The organism is Ruminococcus champanellensis 18P13 = JCM 17042, from assembly GCF_000210095.1.
Taxonomy (GTDB): Bacteria; Bacillota; Clostridia; order Oscillospirales; family Ruminococcaceae; genus Ruminococcus_F; species Ruminococcus_F champanellensis.
Window position 1 is genome coordinate 1482840 of sequence record NC_021039.1, and the last position, 16362, is coordinate 1499201.

At 53.1% G+C, this 16362-nt stretch carries 20 protein-coding genes and 2 tRNA genes; 10 read left to right on the forward strand and 12 right to left on the reverse strand.

Annotation, left to right across the window (positions count from 1 at the left end; genetic code table 11):
- Positions 1-189 precede the first annotated feature (189 nt).
- Both RUM_RS06540 and RUM_RS06545 read left to right on the forward strand, forming a co-directional pair.
- A complete protein-coding gene (locus tag RUM_RS06540; RefSeq protein WP_147645582.1) occupies positions 190-1068 on the forward strand; it encodes a rolling circle replication-associated protein in 879 nt (292 codons plus the stop codon).
- Between the two features lie 13 nt (positions 1069-1081).
- Entirely contained in the window at positions 1082-1369 is a 288-nt protein-coding gene (locus tag RUM_RS06545; protein ID WP_015558377.1) for a hypothetical protein, read from the forward strand.
- A 482-nt stretch (positions 1370-1851) separates the two neighbouring features.
- Here the strand turns inward: RUM_RS06545 and RUM_RS12410 are convergent, their stop codons facing one another.
- A complete protein-coding gene (locus tag RUM_RS12410) occupies positions 1852-2277 on the reverse strand; it encodes a helix-turn-helix domain-containing protein (protein ID WP_147645583.1) in 426 nt (141 codons plus the stop codon).
- A gap of 179 nt (positions 2278-2456) precedes the next feature.
- Positions 2457-2813, reverse strand: coding sequence for a sigma factor (locus RUM_RS06550; protein WP_015558379.1), 357 nt, complete (start codon positions 2811-2813; stop codon positions 2457-2459).
- Between the two features lie 119 nt (positions 2814-2932).
- Here RUM_RS06550 and RUM_RS06555 point away from each other — a divergent pair, with 119 nt between their 5' ends.
- The 3 genes from RUM_RS06555 to RUM_RS06565 all read left to right on the forward strand — a co-directional run bounded on the left by RUM_RS06555 (position 2933) and on the right by RUM_RS06565 (position 5818).
- Complete coding sequence (locus RUM_RS06555; RefSeq protein WP_015558380.1) at positions 2933-3403, forward strand: hypothetical protein; 471 nt, start codon at positions 2933-2935, stop codon at positions 3401-3403.
- 87 nt (positions 3404-3490) lie between these two features.
- Positions 3491-4723, forward strand: coding sequence for a dockerin type I domain-containing protein (locus RUM_RS12070; RefSeq protein WP_015558381.1), 1233 nt, complete (start codon positions 3491-3493; stop codon positions 4721-4723).
- Between the two features lie 126 nt (positions 4724-4849).
- Positions 4850-5818: a helix-turn-helix domain-containing protein gene (locus RUM_RS06565; RefSeq protein ID WP_015558382.1), complete on the forward strand. Its 969-nt coding sequence runs from the start codon at positions 4850-4852 to the stop codon at positions 5816-5818.
- Between the two features lie 75 nt (positions 5819-5893).
- Here the strand turns inward: RUM_RS06565 and RUM_RS06570 are convergent, their stop codons facing one another.
- The gene (locus tag RUM_RS06570) at positions 5894-7030 is read right to left on the reverse strand and encodes a cysteine desulfurase family protein (RefSeq protein ID WP_015558383.1); all 1137 of its coding nucleotides are present in this window, start codon (positions 7028-7030) and stop codon (positions 5894-5896) included.
- Positions 7031-7238: 208 nt separating this feature from the next.
- On the opposite strand from RUM_RS06570, the gene RUM_RS06575 reads away from it, so the two are divergent.
- Together RUM_RS06575 and RUM_RS06580 are read left to right on the forward strand one after the other, a co-directional pair.
- Positions 7239-7325 (forward strand) — tRNA-Leu (locus tag RUM_RS06575).
- A gap of 47 nt (positions 7326-7372) precedes the next feature.
- Positions 7373-7446, forward strand: a tRNA-Gly gene (locus RUM_RS06580).
- 72 nt (positions 7447-7518) lie between these two features.
- Here RUM_RS06580 and RUM_RS06585 read toward each other — a convergent pair.
- The 9 genes from RUM_RS06585 to RUM_RS06625 all read right to left on the reverse strand — a co-directional run bounded on the left by RUM_RS06585 (position 7519) and on the right by RUM_RS06625 (position 13936).
- On the reverse strand, positions 7519-8301 hold the full coding sequence (locus RUM_RS06585; RefSeq protein ID WP_015558384.1) for an alpha/beta hydrolase: 783 nt from the start codon (positions 8299-8301) through the stop codon (positions 7519-7521).
- A 7-nt stretch (positions 8302-8308) separates the two neighbouring features.
- Positions 8309-8671 (reverse strand): hypothetical protein, encoded by a 363-nt coding sequence (locus tag RUM_RS12075; protein ID WP_015558385.1) that lies wholly within the window; start codon positions 8669-8671, stop codon positions 8309-8311.
- A 3-nt stretch (positions 8672-8674) separates the two neighbouring features.
- Positions 8675-9403, reverse strand: a complete 729-nt coding sequence (locus RUM_RS06595) for a pseudouridine synthase (RefSeq protein WP_015558386.1) — start codon at positions 9401-9403, stop codon at positions 8675-8677.
- A gap of 46 nt (positions 9404-9449) precedes the next feature.
- Positions 9450-10586, reverse strand: a complete 1137-nt coding sequence (locus tag RUM_RS06600) for a D-alanyl-D-alanine carboxypeptidase family protein (protein ID WP_015558387.1) — start codon at positions 10584-10586, stop codon at positions 9450-9452.
- Between the two features lie 53 nt (positions 10587-10639).
- Positions 10640-11035 (reverse strand): GerW family sporulation protein, encoded by a 396-nt coding sequence (ytfJ, locus tag RUM_RS06605; protein WP_015558388.1) that lies wholly within the window; start codon positions 11033-11035, stop codon positions 10640-10642.
- A gap of 99 nt (positions 11036-11134) precedes the next feature.
- Positions 11135-11878 (reverse strand): hypothetical protein, encoded by a 744-nt coding sequence (locus RUM_RS06610; protein ID WP_015558389.1) that lies wholly within the window; start codon positions 11876-11878, stop codon positions 11135-11137.
- A 26-nt stretch (positions 11879-11904) separates the two neighbouring features.
- Positions 11905-12498, reverse strand: coding sequence for an SMC-Scp complex subunit ScpB (scpB, locus tag RUM_RS06615; RefSeq protein ID WP_015558390.1), 594 nt, complete (start codon positions 12496-12498; stop codon positions 11905-11907).
- Positions 12482-13234, reverse strand: coding sequence for a segregation and condensation protein A (locus RUM_RS06620; RefSeq protein WP_015558391.1), 753 nt, complete (start codon positions 13232-13234; stop codon positions 12482-12484). The genes scpB and RUM_RS06620 overlap by 17 nt, the downstream gene beginning before the upstream one ends.
- The gene (locus tag RUM_RS06625; protein ID WP_049775519.1) at positions 13235-13936 is read right to left on the reverse strand and encodes a site-2 protease family protein; all 702 of its coding nucleotides are present in this window, start codon (positions 13934-13936) and stop codon (positions 13235-13237) included. It lies immediately after the preceding gene.
- A 204-nt stretch (positions 13937-14140) separates the two neighbouring features.
- On the opposite strand from RUM_RS06625, the gene rpmB reads away from it, so the two are divergent.
- The 3 genes from rpmB (at position 14141) to RUM_RS06635 (ending at position 16358) form a co-directional block, all read left to right on the forward strand.
- A complete protein-coding gene (gene rpmB, locus RUM_RS12415) occupies positions 14141-14326 on the forward strand; it encodes a 50S ribosomal protein L28 (protein ID WP_022357813.1) in 186 nt (61 codons plus the stop codon).
- Between the two features lie 260 nt (positions 14327-14586).
- Entirely contained in the window at positions 14587-15936 is a 1350-nt protein-coding gene (locus RUM_RS06630) for a carboxyl transferase domain-containing protein (protein ID WP_015558392.1), read from the forward strand.
- Positions 15937-15968: 32 nt separating this feature from the next.
- Positions 15969-16358, forward strand: a complete 390-nt coding sequence (locus RUM_RS06635) for a biotin/lipoyl-containing protein (protein WP_015558393.1) — start codon at positions 15969-15971, stop codon at positions 16356-16358.
- Positions 16359-16362 lie beyond the last annotated feature (4 nt).

A 16362-nucleotide genomic window follows, 5' to 3' on the forward strand; every position in this document is an offset into this window, starting at 1 on the left:
TTATTACCGCTACATCAGCCGAAAACATATAAAATGATCTTAGTCCTGAGAAATCAGGACGTTATTATACACAATGCTTTATTAATTTTCTGTGAACGCTTGAAAAAGAGGAGTTTTTAGCATGTTTAGTTTGAGTCTATTAGTGTCAGGAGGTTTTCCCTCCTGATAAATTAAATGGAGGTGTTTTTTATGAACCTAGAATCCAGGGTTACTGTAAAAGACAGTAGCAGCTTCATTCCTGATGATGATGCAATCACAGATGTATGCTTATCAGGTAATGTGACAGAACTTCACATCGTAGAAAAAAGATTTCAAAACTTACGATGCATCAAACGAATCAATCAAAATGAGTACTGTGATACTCGAACAGGGGAGGTGAGGGAGTACAGGCAACAAGCAGGAACTTGCCAGCGAAATATGAATCATTCTTTTGAGAAATTGCGACAGCTTATCAACGCCAATTTTATCGGTAAAATTAATGAACGTCACGTCATATTGACTTATTCAAAACAAGAGCTTGATTTTAATCAGGTGTCCAAGGATTTCAAAAAGTTTTGGAAAAGGCTTATCTACCATTATGCCGACCTGGAATTCATTCGGGTTATGGAGCCGCATCAAAATGGTGCATGGCATATTCATATTCTTATTAAACGCAAACAGTATAGGAAACTTGTTTTGCCAGTTTCGCAAATTGAAAAACTGTGGGGACATGGGTTTGTGTTCATAAAAGCTATGAAAGATTGTGATAACCTAGGAGCATATTTTACAGCATTAGTAAAAAGAGTTGATACAGCGGATGATACAAAGAATCAAACTGATGGAGATAGTACCGGGAAATCCGAAAGATTACACTTTTATCCTCCACATAAGAGATTCTATGGGTATTCCAGAGGGATTATTCAACCAGTTCGATTTACAACTACGTATAAAAAGGCGATGAAATATGTAGAGAAGAAGGAGTTGGTATATGCATCTGCAAAAGAAGTCTGTTTGGAATATGAAGATACAAAAGAAAAAGTTGCTGTTAATAGAATTTATAGAAAGCACTACAATTCAAGAAAAATGTAAAAGGAGAATGATTATGTACGAGGAAATATTTAAAAATTCATATGAAGAAATTGTTATTACGGGTAAGCTGATTGTAAAACTGAGTAAGCTTTTAGATGAAAAGAAAGAGAACACATTAGAAATTAAAAAAGAAACTGCGGAAACGCTTGAATTTCTGAGATCCAGAGTAATATATTATAGGAGTGCTTATCAACATGAAGTACTGGAACGTAAAGAAATGGAGGATTACTGCCGTAATTTCCAGTCATGTGAATGTGGTAGCTACTGTGATAAAAAAGAAACTTGCAATCCCGCAGAATAACGTACAACCAGTATAAAATATAATCGAACTGAAAGCTGGTGTATGCAATGCAGATCGTATCACATTATCCAAATAGTAAAGATGGACAGATCGCTTTAAGCAAAAAGAAAGCTGAAATACACGCACAATCTATTATCAATCGTATAAAAGACATGCAGTCGCAATTAACAGAGAAGGAATCCAAAAAATTAGTAGACATGATATGTAGATATGTGTGCGAGGATGACAATCCTGTGCATACATAGCAAGAACTAGAGGTGGTGCCTGATGGCTCCGCCTCTATTGTTTATGCAGCACTCGAAATTTTCTATTTGTGCCTAAATCTGTGAAAGCAGTTGTCTTATGATATGCAATGTATATGATGAAATGATGAAACCTGTAGCAGCAACGAATCACATTGCCCTTCAGCAACGCTATGAAGGCTTGTTTTTTAAGGAGGGGGGCTTTTTCGCTTGCAGAAAGAAAAACGCTGCATAGGTTTGTTAGACGTGTGGAGAGGGGGAAGAAAGTTGTGAAAGTTTTTCGTAAGTGGTTCGTTGTATGTTGACACGATCTTGTTCCCATTTTTTCAGTGTACCGAGAGGAACATCAATATAGTTTGCAAATTGAGACTGCGTAAGGTTCAGAGACTTTCGCAGTCTTTTTATTTGTGCACCTTGACCGTGATAGAGAAATAGATGGTAATCATCAAGTAATTCGGTCGGTTCTATTTGAAAGAAGTTTGCTATTTGCGTAAGCTTGTCCAGAGAATAAGTATCCAGCACAGTATCTTCATACCGGGAGTAAGTTGTTCGGTCAATACCGACAGCTTTACAAACATCTTGTTGATGAAGTCCATTGTGAAATCGATACCATTTTAGTTTTCCTGAGATGGTAGAAATATTTTGAGGGTCTGGATTTTCAAGCAAGTATGCCTGCGCTTTTGTTAGATGACGATGGCAAGGAAAATAGAAGGAATGGATGTACAGGGGAGCATAGGATACTCTGTGGTGGTGCAATCGATAAAGGATGTAGAAGGAGTCGTGAATCTTTTGGTATACCTGCCACTGACTCTGCGAAGGCTCTCGTTTTGCTTCTCCTCGTGCGTTTAGAGCCGTAATGATACGGTTGCTTTTTCAATACACCGCCCCGCATAGGTGGCAAACTTGGAGCCCTTGGCGGCGTCAAAGGTATTCACCGCCTTGATCAACCCCATCGTGCCGATGGAGATCAGCTCATCCTGATCCTTGCTGTTGGCGTAATACTTCTTGATCATGTGAGCCACCAGCCGCAGATTATGCTCGATCAGCATGGCACGTGCCTGGCTGTCCCCCTGGGCGAGCCGGGCAAAGCAGTCCGCCTCCTCCTTTGGGGACAGAGGCTTGGGAAATGCCATGGCGGTGTTCACATGAAGCGCAAAGAAAAACAGATTGCTGAGAATACCGCTTAAAAACTGCAAAAACATTGCATCACCTTCCTTCGGCTCATTGTATGAGCCTGGGCTTGGGTAACATGCGTCCCAGTGTTCCATCCTTGACAATTGGCATTCTTTCCGGTATAATAACAAAAAAGGAGGTGGAGCATATGGCAGATCGGGACATCAAGGAGCTGGAAGAAACCGTTCGCCGGATGCGCAAGGCAAATGAGGCTGCTTCCCGGATCGGCACACAGCCGAAAAAGGAAAGCAATGACCTGCTGCAATTTTTCATTGGATTGATTATGCTGGGAGCAGGGCTGTTCTGGCTGTTCCAGAAAACCACCGTTTCCACCAGTGGGATTTTTGCACTGGGAGGGTGGATGCTTGGCAGTGTGACCATTCCCAGCGGCGCAGTGATCCTGCCGTTTTTCATTGGCGTAATCCTGCTGTTTTTCTGCGATCGCCGTATCTATGGCTGGATCGTGACTGCATTGGGTCTGGCGATCATCGTGCTTGCCATTATCATGAGCATCCAGATCCGGTTCACCCGGACAACGATGTTCGAGTTCGTTATGATGTTTTTGCTAATCGGCGGAGGCTGCGGCTTGCTGCTGAAGGTATTGTTCCGCAAGAGATGACCTGCACAGTATGGTGCGGCGTTGTGGTGAAAAAACGCTCCCGGTTCCTGGATGGAATCGGGGCGTTTCTGTATGGGAGGGCAAGAAATGCGAAGAAAGAATCGGATCAGTCTGCTGCTGGCCGGAGCATTGCTGACGGTGTCCTTTGGCATGGGCGCTCAGGCAGCGGATGCTGCCGGGGATGTGAATGCAGATGGGGCATCTGATGCAGAGGATGTGGCATTGCTGCAAAATTGGCTGCTGGGGCAGGAAGTGACCCTGCCGGATGGGCAGGCAGGGGATCTGAACGGAGACGGTATGCTGAACGGGATGGATCTTTGTCTGCTGAAGCGAGGACTTCTGACCAATGCGGGGAGACAGGTGACGGTTTCCGATGCTGCGGAGCTGGCACAAGCCATGGCGCAGGCAGAGACCGGGGATGTGATCCGGTTGGAGCCGGGGGTGTATCAGGTATCCGACAGCGGTGCACAGAAATTCTACGGCACGGCGGAGGGCAGTCAGCAGCAGCCCATCACCCTGAAGGCGGCAGATCCGGCAGACCCGCCGGTACTGACCGGTACCGGAACCAGCAGCGGTTATGTGATGCATATCACCGGGGATTACTGGGTACTGGAGCATTTGCTGCTTACCAATGCACAGAAGGGAATCGTGCTGGACAATTCCAACCACACCGTGATCCGCAGCTGTGAAATTGCAAACACCGGTGCGGAGGCGGTCGCCATCCGGGACGGCAGCTCCTATTGCTTGGTGCAGCAGTGCAGCATTCACGATACAGGACTGGTTACACCCGGCTATGGGGAAGGGGTGTACATCGGCAGTGCCTACAGCACCAGCGGCTTTGATTACAAATGCGACTACAACCGGGTGGATGGCTGCGTTTTCCGGAATGTGGCAGCGGAGCATGTGGACGTGAAGGAAAACACCACTGGCACGGAGATCAGCGGCTGTACCTTTCATGGGGAGGGCATGACCGGGGAGAATTATGCCGGCAGCTTTCTGGATATCGCAGGGAATGATTGCTATGTGCACGACAATACCGGATACCGGGACGGAAACAGCAAGATCGTGGCTGCTTTTGAACTGCACGAGCAGGTCAGCGGCTGGGGGTATCACGCCCACTTTGCAAACAATACTTTGTACATGGACAGACCCTACGGGGAAGTGGACACCAGTCGGCGTATGTATGTGGTGGACGGCTGGTACAGCGACTTTTCCGTGCAGCACAACCTGGTGGATTATGGGGAAGGCTTGTCCGAAGCAGGGGAGAACTGCTACAATTCGGATCAGGTCACATTTCTCACCGAGGACTGCGTGCAGTAGGCAAAAGCCCGGAAAACCGGGACTGCAACTGCCGGTTGACAAATTGCAAGGTGCTGGTTGGTTGTCTGCAACCGCTGTGTATGGTATCATAGGGACATCATCTAAACCGAAAAGGAGCGACGAATTATGATTTTTGCAGACAAACTGATCCAACTTAGAAAAAAGAGCGGATGGTCCCAGGAGGAGCTTGCGCAGCAGATGCATGTGTCCCGGCAGTCCGTATCCAAGTGGGAGGGCGCCCAGTCTGTGCCGGATCTGGAAAAGATGGTGCAGCTGTCCCGGCTGTTTCATGTGACCACGGATTATCTGCTGAAGGATGAGGAGGGGGAGCCGGAGCCTGCACCTGGGGAGGATCCGGGGGAACCTCTGCGCCGGGTGTCCCTGGAGGAGGCGTCCGCCTTTTTGGAGGCAAAGCAGCGTAGTGCCAGGCTCATAGCTTTTGCAACCATGCTTTGTGTGCTTTCCCCCATCGGTCTGATCCTGCTGGGGGCGATGAGCGAGGTGCCGAAGTACGGTATTCCGGAAAATGCGGCGGCGGGCATCGGCATGATCCTGCTGCTGCTCCTGGTTGCGGCGGCAACTGCCATGTTCATTCTCAGCGGCAGTCGCACCTCCTCCTATGAAATCCTGGAGAAGGAGCCCTTTGAAACGGAGTACGGGGTCACTGGTATGGTGCGGGAGCGGAAGGAGCAATTCCGGGAAACCTATGTGCGGAACAATGTGATCGGCACCTGTTTATGCGTACTGTCTGTCATCCCCCTCTTTGCCGGGATTCTCATTGACGAGGAAAACGATCTGCTGCTGTGCGGTATGGTCTGCGGCATGCTGGCGATGATTGCGGTGGGCGTTACGTTTTTTATCCGGGTAGGCACAGTCTGGAACAGCTTTCAGCAGCTGCTCCAGGAGGGGGATTATTCTCCCAAGAACAAGAAGGCATTCGGCGCATCCGGGGGCTATTGGGTGCTCATCACTGCGATTTATCTGGCATGCAGCTTTCTGACTGATCGCTGGGATCTGACCTGGATCATCTGGGTGGCAGCGGCAGGTTTGTATTCTTTGCTGGCAGCGATCCTTCGGAAGCGTTCCGAGAAATAAAAGAAGCGCTCCGGTTTTCAGCCGGAGCGCTTTTGCATGCCGGAACATCATCCACAATCTGTATGCAATGTCCCACTATTTTGCGGTTTTCAAGGTTGCCTGTCCTTCTGCAATGGCTTGCACCAGACTGCGCAGCTCGTGCTTGGCATTCTCCGGGCAAAGGCTGACCCGGATGGCGCTGTCCGCCTGGGCACGGGTGGCGCCGAACTGTTCCAGTACGCCGCTGTTGGCACCCTTGGAGCATGCGGAACCGCTGGACACATAAATGCCCTTGGATTCCAGAAAGTGCAGCATGATCTCCGACCGGATGTTCGCCACGGAGAAGTTGAGAATATAGGGGGAGCCATCCTCCGGGGAATGCACTGTAATGCCTGGCAAAGGGGACAGTTGTTCCAACAGGTACGCACGCAGCGCAGCAACACGCTGACTCCGCTGTGCCAGGGTGGGAGCAAGCTCCGCTGCCGCCGCACCCATACCGGCGATCAGGGGCACAGGCTCCGTGCCGGGGCGTATGCCATGCTCCTGTTCTCCGCCAAACAGCAGGGGCGTGAGCCGCACGCCCTTCCGCACATACAAAGCCCCCACGCCCTTGGCGGCGTGGATCTTGTGACCGCTCAGGGACAGCAGATCCGCCTTCAGCTCTGAAATGCGGATGGGCACCTTCAGAAAGCCCTGTACGGCGTCGCAGTGGGTGATGATCTGGGGATTCTTCCGCTTTGCACCGTAAAATACCCGGCGCACCGGGAGAATGTGCCCGGTCTCGTTGTTGACCAGCATCATGCTGATCAGACAGGTTCGCTCGTTTACCGCCTCTACAAAGGCGTTGGGATCAAACACACCGTGGGAATCCGGGGCGATACGGATCACCTCGAACCCTGCCTGCTCCAGCTGCCGGAAGGATTCCCGCACAGAGGCATGCTCCACAGTGGTGGTGATGACCCGGGGCTTGTGCTTCCCGTATGCCCCGGCAACTCCACGGACGGCAAGATTGTTGCTTTCCGTTGCCCCGGAGGTGAAGTAGATGCAGCCCGGTTCACAGGCAAGGATGGAAGCCAGGGTACGGCGCACCCCGTCTATAGCCAGCTGGGCTTGCAAACCTGCGTGATGCAGGGAGGATGGATTCCCGTAATTTTCTGTCAGGCATTGGTTGATTGCCCCGATCGCCGCCTGGCAGGGCTTGGTGGTTGCTGCGTTGTCCAGATAAATAGCCATGATGCTTCCGGTCGGATCTCCGACCGACTCCTTTCGTGTTCGGTTTCAATTTCATTGTACAGTATAGCACATTTTCGGGGAAAATGCAAAGAAAAGCCCAGTTTTACATGCCTAAAAAATTTTTTGAGTTTTTTCAAAAAAGGGTTGACATTTGGAGAAACCCGTGCTATAATATAATAGTCGTCAGGGAGATGACACAAAAACAAAAGCGGATATGGCGGAATCGGCAGACGCGCTAGCTTCAGGTGCTAGTCCTCGCAAGGGGGTGGAGGTTCAAGTCCTCTTATCCGCACCATGAATGACGTACAGTCTTTGTACGTCATTCTCTTTATTCCTTCATTCGCGGATGTAGTTTAATGGTAAAACTTCAGCTTCCCAAGCTGATGTCGTGGGTTCGATTCCCATCATCCGCTCCACAGTAAAACAGCCTTACGGTTTTCGGATCGTAAGGCTGTTTTTGTTTCTATTACTCTGCTACAGGGCGTGGACTACATTTCCATACCCTCCAGCAGCCAGGGGATCGCCTGCCGGATCTGAGTATCCCAGTATGCCCAGTCGTGAACGCCGGGGCTTTCCTGATAGGTCACATCGTAGCCCAACTGGATCAAGCGTGCCTTGGCAGAACGACTGAAGGGCAGCAGAGGATCCTCCGTGCCGCAGCAGATCCGCAGCTTCGGCAGGTTCGTATGGGTTTTACAGGTTTTCTCCGCCAGTGCCAGCAGGTCATTGTCTGAGCCGGTAAGCTGTTCTGTACTGCCGAAAATATTCTGCATCAAGGGCGTTGCAGGAGTGTGCTTTTCCATGCCGACCAGATCCAACGCCCCGGACAGGGATACCGCCTTGCCGAACTGATCCGGCATGCCCAGTGCCAGCTTCACAGCCCCGTAGCCTCCCATGGAATTGCCGGCGGCAAAGGTATATTCCCGCCTGTCCGTCAGCTGGGGGAAGAACTGTCGGCACAGAGCCGGCAGCTCCTGGCTGAAAAAGCTCCAGTAGGGTAGCCCGTGCTGCATGTCCGTGTAGAAGCCCAGGTGGGTGGTAGGCATCACCACTGCCAGAGGTGTGCCTTCCACATAGCGCTCAATGGCTGTGCGGCGCTGCCAGATGGTCTGATCGTCCCCCATGCCGTGCAGCAGGTACAGAACCGGGAATTTTCCATCCGGCGTGGAGCCGGTGAAGCCGTGCCGGGTGGTGCGCTGGGGGAGGATCACGTTCAGATTTACGCTCATCTGTAAAATATCAGAAAAGCAGTTAATTGCAAAATGAGCCATAGCTTTCTCAGTCCTTCTTTTCCTTGCAGCCTGCGCAGCCGTTCATCAGCTCTGCAATACTGCTGCATGTGTTGCTGTGCGGATCACACAGGTGCAGTTTTTTCAACTGTGTGGTATCACACAAATATTCCGCCCGGTCGATGCCCCGGAGCATGGCTTTGAACAGAACTGTCCGGGCGATGCCGTCATACAGTGCCAGATCGCCCTTTGCGTCACAGGCATACACTGTCACCGTGTCCGTGCCGTAGGAGAATACCGCAAAGCCGCTGCACCCCCCTGCGGTCATGGATTCTACCGCATGCAGGGTCACGCCGGGGGTTTCGTATGCCGCATAGGGGGTCAGATCCTTTGCCTCCAGAATTTCCAGCATGGCTTACTCCTTCCCGATGGCTGTCCGCAGGGCACGCAGCTCCTCAGCAGTCAGCTCCCGATAGGTGCCTGGCTTGAGCATGCCCAGCTTCAGAGGGCCGATGCTGATCCGGCGCAGACGTGCAACCTCCAGCCCTACCGCTTCACACATGCGGCGAATCTGTCGGTTTCGACCTTCCCTGATGGTAATCAGCAGTACCACCCGTCCGGGTTCCTTGGTGAGCACATTCACCGTTGCAGGCAGAGTGGGCTTGCCGTCAATTTCCACCCCCTCCGACAGCTGTACCAGCTGCTGGTCGGTAATGTCCGGCCGCACTGTGACCCGATAGGTTTTGGACACGTGGCGGCTTGGGTGCATGATGCTGTTGGCAAAGTCCCCATCGTTGGTCAGCAGCAGCAGACCCTCCGAGTTCCGATCCAGCCGTCCCACCGGGTAGACCCGTTCCGGTACATCCTCCAGCAGATCCATCACACACCGGCGATCCAGCTCGTCGGACATGGTGGTCACATACCCACGGGGCTTGTTGAGCATCAGGTACAGCTTCTGCTTCTTTTTCGGAATGGCGATCCGTTCGCCGTTGACGGTAATCAGATCCCGGCTGCCGGCTTTGTCCCCCAGCTTCACGGGTCTGCCGTTGCATTTGACCTGTCCGGCGGCAATGAAACTCTCCGCCTTCCGCCGGGAGCAATAGCCGCTGTCTGCGATGATTTTTTGAATTCTTGTCTTTTCCATAATGATCCGTTCCTCCTGGAACCAGGCATCCCCACAGGGATCCGTGTCAGAACCAGCTTCGGATGCGGGCAAGCAACGCCTGCCAGAAGCCGGGGGTTTCCGGTTCCTGCTCCTGGGCAGCAACCGCATCTACCGTATACAGGGGCACATCGGCGACGTGCCGTCCTTCATAATAATAAGCCAGATTGCCCACCCGGGCATTCTCCGGTACAGGGGCATACAAAAAGGGTTCCACCTGTACCTGCACCATCAACTGCCGCAGATCTCCGTTATCCGTGCCAACGGACAGGGGATCCCGGGTGCGCAGGGCAACGGTATCCGCCGTGCCGCCCACCACGCTGACGGACAGGGCATCCGGCGGCTCCACAGGCTGGGATACCACATGGGCAAAGCCGTAGTCGTACAGCTTCATGTGGTCATTCCAGTCGTCCTTGGCATGCAGCGTCACACAGAGCAGGGATACCCCGTCCCGTTCACAGAAGGACACCAGGCATCTGCCTGCTGCATCCGTAAAGCCGGTTTTGACGCCCACCACGCCCTCATACATGGTCAGCAGCTTGTTGGTGTTTTTCAGCCACCGGTTGTAGGGCGGATTGCCGAAGCACACCTCTGCCCGGGACTGGCTGCAAATGGCACGAAAGTCCGGGTTCTGCATGGCTGTCCGTGCCAGCAGTCCCATATCCCGGACGGATGCCCCGTGTCCCTCCGCATCCAGACCGGAGGGGGTCACAAAGCAGGTGTGGGTCATGCCGATCCGGGCAGCCCGTGCATTCATCAGCTTTGCAAATTCCGGGATGGAGCCAGCCAGCCGGACGGCTGTGGCATTGGCTGCATCGTTGCCGGAGGGCAGCAGCATGCCATAGCAGAGCATGCGTTTGGTGACCACGTCCCCCTCCTGGAGTCCCATGGAGGAGCCCTCCACCCGGATGGCTTCCGGATCCACCACGAACCAGTCATCCAGTCCGCCGCTTTCCAGGCACAGCAGGGTGGTCATGATCTTGGTGGTGCTGGCGATGGGACGCTTTTCGTCCCCGTTTTTGGACAACAGCACCTTGCCGGTGTCCGCCTCCATCAGCACATAAGCCTGGGCGGAAATGCCCAGAGGGTCGGCAGCATGCACCGCCGGACAGCAAAGATGCAGGCAGCACAGTACCGCCAGCATCAGACTCAGCCATTTTTTCATCAAGCGCCTCCCGATATGTTCTTTTGTATAAACATATGGGAGACGGGCTTTGATTATTCTGCCTTTGGATTCTTGCCGTTCCGGCTGCTCATAAAGCCGGAGATCTTTTCCATCACATCCGGCACCAGGTTGATCAGTGCGTTGGGGGTGGAGGCGTCAATGGACAGCTGCATCAGCTTGACCTCTCCGTTCAGGATCACCAGAAACGCCACCGGCTGAATGGAAATGCCTGCGCCGGAGCCGCCGCCGAACAGATCCTTCTCCACCTTTGCCGGCAGATCGGAGCCGCCGGATGCAAAGCCGTAGGATACCTTTGAGATGGGGATGATGGTTGCGCCGTCTGCGCAGGTGATGGGGGTGCCCACGATGGTGTTCACGTCCACCATTTCCCGGATTTTTTCCATGGTTACGCCCATCAGATCGTTGATAGGATGCTCAGTGTTATTCATCGCTTACTCCTTCTCCGCACGGTTGGATTTTGGACGGCTGTGCGGCAGCCGATTGATATAGGAGTCCATGTTTGTCAGCATGGACGGGATACAGCAGAATTATGCAGCTTTTCCGGCTTTGTGCTGTCGGTACAGAAACCGTGCGCCAAAGCCGATCACTGCCCCAAGGATGACCGCCGGGCATACCCGGATCTGGCAGCTACCCCGGTAGGTGCCATGAGGCTGGTTGTAGATGCAGCAGATCCGGATCTGTTTTTTGCGAACCTGGAAGAACTGGCAAAGCAGCGCTAAGGTATTGTACACGGCGATGTTCACCTTGCCGAATCGGATGGCGCATACCGCAGCGTCCGGATCGGATACGGTCAAGTCCAGGTCAATGTCCCGGATGGTGATCCGCCGCAGCAGCCACCGCAGGGGCTTCCCTGCCGCATGCAGCAGATCCAGCGCCAGGTCGATACCCTCCGAAAGGGATTGGGGCTTGTATTTGGCCAATATACCGCCGGATTTCTTTTCCGATTCCTTCCGGGAGGATTCCTCTTTGGAAGGCTCCGGTTCGGCTTTGGATGCTTCCTGGGGCTGGGGCGTTTGCTCCGGCTTTTGGGAGCCGGGCGCCGGCTTTGGTTCAGACGTCATCGGCGGCTTATCCGGGGCAGGGGACTGCCGGGGTGCCGACTCGTCAGATTGCTTGCCGGGGGGCGGGGAATCCGCCCCCTTCCGGAGGAACAGATACCGGGCACGCCAGCAAAATGTCCCTTCGTCATAGGACAGCCAGACCCGTGCCGGCGCAAACAGCAGGATCAGCAGTATCAGCAGCAGGGTAAGCAGAATGATCCGCAGGATCATTGCCTTTGCGCCTCCTTTCCGTGTGTTTATTCCTCCGGGAACAGCTCCTCCGGAATATCCGGATCAGGAGCATCCGCCGGATCCAGATCCAGCAGACTGCCCTGGGGATCCTTTCCGGGCAGAGGGGGCAGCTCCTCAATGGAATGCAGTCCAAAGCATCGCAGAAACCGACTGGTGGTTCGGTAGGCGATGGGCTTGCCGGGTACATCCAGCCGCCCTGCCTCCTCCAGCAGATCTTTTTCCACCAGGTTGTTGATGACCGAGGAGCTGTCGATGCCCCGGACATTTTCTACAAAGCTTTTGGTGACGGGCTGGTTATATGCCACAATGGTCAGTGCCTCCATGGCTGCATTGGACAGGGGAGCGGTACGCTTGGTCTCAATGGCTTTTTTGATAGATTCCGCAAAGGCGGGACGGGTGCAGAGCTGGTAGCATTGCTCCAACTGCAACACCCGCAGGGCGCTTTGCTGGGCATCGTACCGGTCGTTCAGCAGAGCGATCACCTTGGGGATTACTTCCTCCTCCAGACCGCATGCTTCTGCCAGTCGTGCTGCCGGGATAGGCTCTCCGTAGGCAAAGAGGACGGCTTCCGCCTCCGAAATTTTATTCTTCAGTTGCATGTTCTCTCACAATCCTGTATTTTTTCGTAATGGAATGGGGCTTGCAGAAGGACAGCTCCGTATTGTCCGCATTGAGTCGGGTTCTGCCGGTTTTGGTCAGCTCCAGTACCGCAAGAAAGGTTGCCACCCGGGCGGAGCGATCCGTCATGCCCTCGTACAGGTTGTCCACCCGGACAGAGCCTTCCGCATACAGCCGCCGCAACACATAGACTACTTTTGAAATGACGGATACCACCCGTTGCTGTACCACAGCCTGGATCCGATCCGTCAGGGGAGCCTTGGCGTTGGGCTGGGGCTTTGCTCCGATTTGCAGATACGCCTGCCGCAGCACCTCCGGTTCGTGCTGGTGCCGGTAGGTGGGATCGATCTGCACCGGCATCTGCCGCCGGACAAAGATGCAGTCCCCGATATCCCGTTTTGCAAGCTCTGCCGCAGCCAGCTTGCAAAGGGAGTACTCGATGAGGGCACCTTCCAGTTCCTTTTTGACTGCCTCCGCCTCTTCCGGGCTTGGCAGCAGGGACACGGTCTTGATGTAGATCAGCCGTGCCGCCATCTCCAGAAATTCTCCTGCCAGTTCGTAGTCCTGCTCGCTGCATTGCTCTATATATAATAGGTATTGCTCCAGCAGCTTGGAGATCTCGATGTCGTTGATGTTCAGCTTATGCTTGGCGATCAGATGCAGCAGCAGATCCAAAGGCCCCTCAAACACAGGCAGCTTGAATGAAATCTGTGCCATTTACAGTGTCCCCAGCAAATTTGGGATCCAGTTGGTCAGAGTGAGCAGCAAATTGTATATGTGCTGTTCTACAAATCCAATGGGGCCGGACAGCACGCCGGTCACCAGGATCACCATAAATACAATGGAAATCACCCGCTGATTCTTATAGAAGAAGGCGTCCACCTTGGAGCTTGTGAAGTAGCCCAGAATGTGGGAACCATCCAGGGGCGGAATGGGGATCAGGTTGAAGATGGCAAGCCCAAGGTTGATGAAAATAAACGCCTGGAGCATGTAGTAAAGAACGAAATAGGTGTTGACCCCGCCGCTTGTGTAGTAATCCACCACGGCAGTCTGCACCACCTGGAAACAGCAGAATACCCGGTAGATGACCATGCTGAGGATGGCCACCAGCAGATTGGACAGAGGCCCGGCAAGGGCTGTGATTGCCATGCCCCCCCGCATGCTGATCTTCCGGTCAAACCGATTCGGGTTGACCGGTACGGGCTTCGCCCAGCCAAAGCCGGCAAACAACAGACAGATGGTGCCAACCGGGTCGAAATGCGCCAGAGGATTCAGGGTCATGCGTCCCTGGATGCTGGCGGTGTCGTCCCCCAGCTTATACGCCGCATAGGCATGGGCACATTCGTGGATGGGGGTGACCATGCAGATGACGATCAGTCGTGTGAAAAAATCCAAAAAGGTGGAAAGATCCAGATTCAAGATTGCGTCCTCTCTTTCAGTTTGTAATCGTATACACCATTTATTATACATGAATTCTGGGCTATTTACAAGCCAAAATTGCACTTTCTTTTAGTGCCGTAAAAAATTTTTGATTTTTTTCAAAAAAGCCTTGCTTTTTTTCAAGAAATCTGCTAGAATAAGACTATTGACTTTCTACGATGCATGAAGGAGGTGCAACCTACCATGGCTAAGTGTGATATTTGCGGCAAGGGCGTTACTTTTGGTATTAAGGTTTCCCATTCCCACAGACGTTCCAACAGAACTTGGAAACCTAATGTAAAGCGCGTAAAGGCTGTTGTGAAGGGTACTCCCTGTCATATTTATGCTTGCTCCAGATGCCTGCGTTCCGGCAAGGTTGAGCGTGCGTAATCAAACCACAGAAAAATTTCAGGAGCATGCGGCGTGTCCGTATGCTCCTGATTTTCTTTCCCGGCGTTTGTTTTCCGAGGAAGCCGAAAAATCGTGTAAAAACACTTGCACTCTGCGCAGAAATGTTGTATAATAAAACATGTATATTGAGTCAAGGTAACACCGTACAGGGATTGTGCGATGTACCGCAACACCCACAGGCTTTGTGAGGTGCTGTCTTGACTTTTTGGCTATTACATATGAGGAAGGAAGATCCGCACATGGAAAAAAACATGGAGAGCCGGGCATATGCACGCCTTGCCGCTCTGTTTGACGATGGTGCATTTACCGAGATCAATGCAGCTGTCAAGGAAGCAGAGGATGCGGCAGGGGTCGTTTGTGCCTACGGCTATGTAAACGGAAACGCAGTCTATGCATTTTCCCAGGATAAAACCGTAAACAACGGTGCGGTAGGCTTGCAGCATGCAGCAAAGATCACCAAGCTGTACGGACTGGCTGCCAAGACCGGTACCCCCATTGTGGGTATTCACGATTCCAACGGCGCCTTTGTCAACGGTACAGTGGATTCCCTGACCGCTTATGGCAGAATGCTGGAGGCTGCGTCCCAGCTGTCCGGCGTGGTACCCCAGATCGCAGTGGTAGCCGGCACCTGTGCAGGAAGCGCTGCACTGCTGGCATGCGGCTCCGATTTTGTGGTGATGACCAAGGACGCAGAATTGTTTGTAGCACCGCCCTTTGCAGAGCATGCAGGAACTGCACAATCCGCTGCCAAGGCTGGTATCTGCGCACTGGTGTGCGAGGATGACATCGCTGCCATGGAGCAGGCAAGAGCACTGGTGAACCTGATGCCCATCAACAACCTGGCTGGAGCACCCATGTTTGAGTATGCTGAAAGCGAAAGCCAGGCATCCCCCAGCCTGCCGGATCTGGTAAAGGCTGTGGCAGACGCAGATTCCCTGCTGGAGCTGTATGGGGACTACGGTAAAGCGGCATACACTGCCCTGGCAACCCTTGGAGGCACCACGGTGGGCATTGCCGCAACCAATAAGACCGAGGATCCGCTGAATACGGAGGACTCTGCAAAGCTGGCACGGTTTATGCGCACCTGCGATGCTTTCTCCGTTCCGGTGATCACCTTTGTGGATACCATGGGCTTTGCCGCTTCTTCCGAAGCCGAACAGACCGGCAGTATCCAGGCTATGACCCGGCTGGTAGCATGCTACGCAGAGGCAACCACCATCAAGCTGTCCGTTGTGACCGGCAATGCTGTGGGCGCAGCATTCACTGCTCTGGCTGGTGCAGCATGCGGCGCAGACTTTACTTATGCCTGGGATCAGGCTGTGATCTCTCCCATGGCACCCCTGACTGCCGTAGAATTCCTGTGGCATGATAAGCTGAAGGGCGCTGCGGATGCAAATGCAAAGCGCAAGGAGCTGGCTGCGGAGTATGCAGCAACTCTGGCAAGCGCACAGAGTGCGGCGGAAAAGGGCGGCGTGGATGCAGTGATCGCACCGGCAGACACCAGAGAGACTCTGCTGTCTGCTCTGGATATCCTCAGCGGCAAGCGGGTAAGCAAGCTGCCCAAGAAGCACAACAACATTCCGTTCTAAGCAGTTTATATTGAGAAAAGGTGGTACATACAATGAAAAGATTTAGCGTAACCGTAAATGGCAAGGCATACGATGTAGCAGTGGAGGAGATCACCGGCGCAGCGCCGGCTCCCGTTGCTGCGGCACCTGCACCTGTGGCAGCAGCGCCTGCACCGGCACCGGCTCCCGCAGCAGCTCCTACCCCCGCAGCAACACCTGTTGCCGGTGCAGGGGAGAAGGTACAGGCACCCATGCCCGGCACTATCCTGGATATCAAGGTTGCAGTTGGGGATACCGTTTCCAGAGGTCAGACCGTTGTGATCCTGGAGGCTATGAAGATGGAGAATGACATTGTTGCAAGCTGCGACGGTAAGATCACAAGCATTCTGGTCAGCAAGGGCGATACCGTAAATTCTGACGATGTTCTGGTGACCATTGCCTAAACTC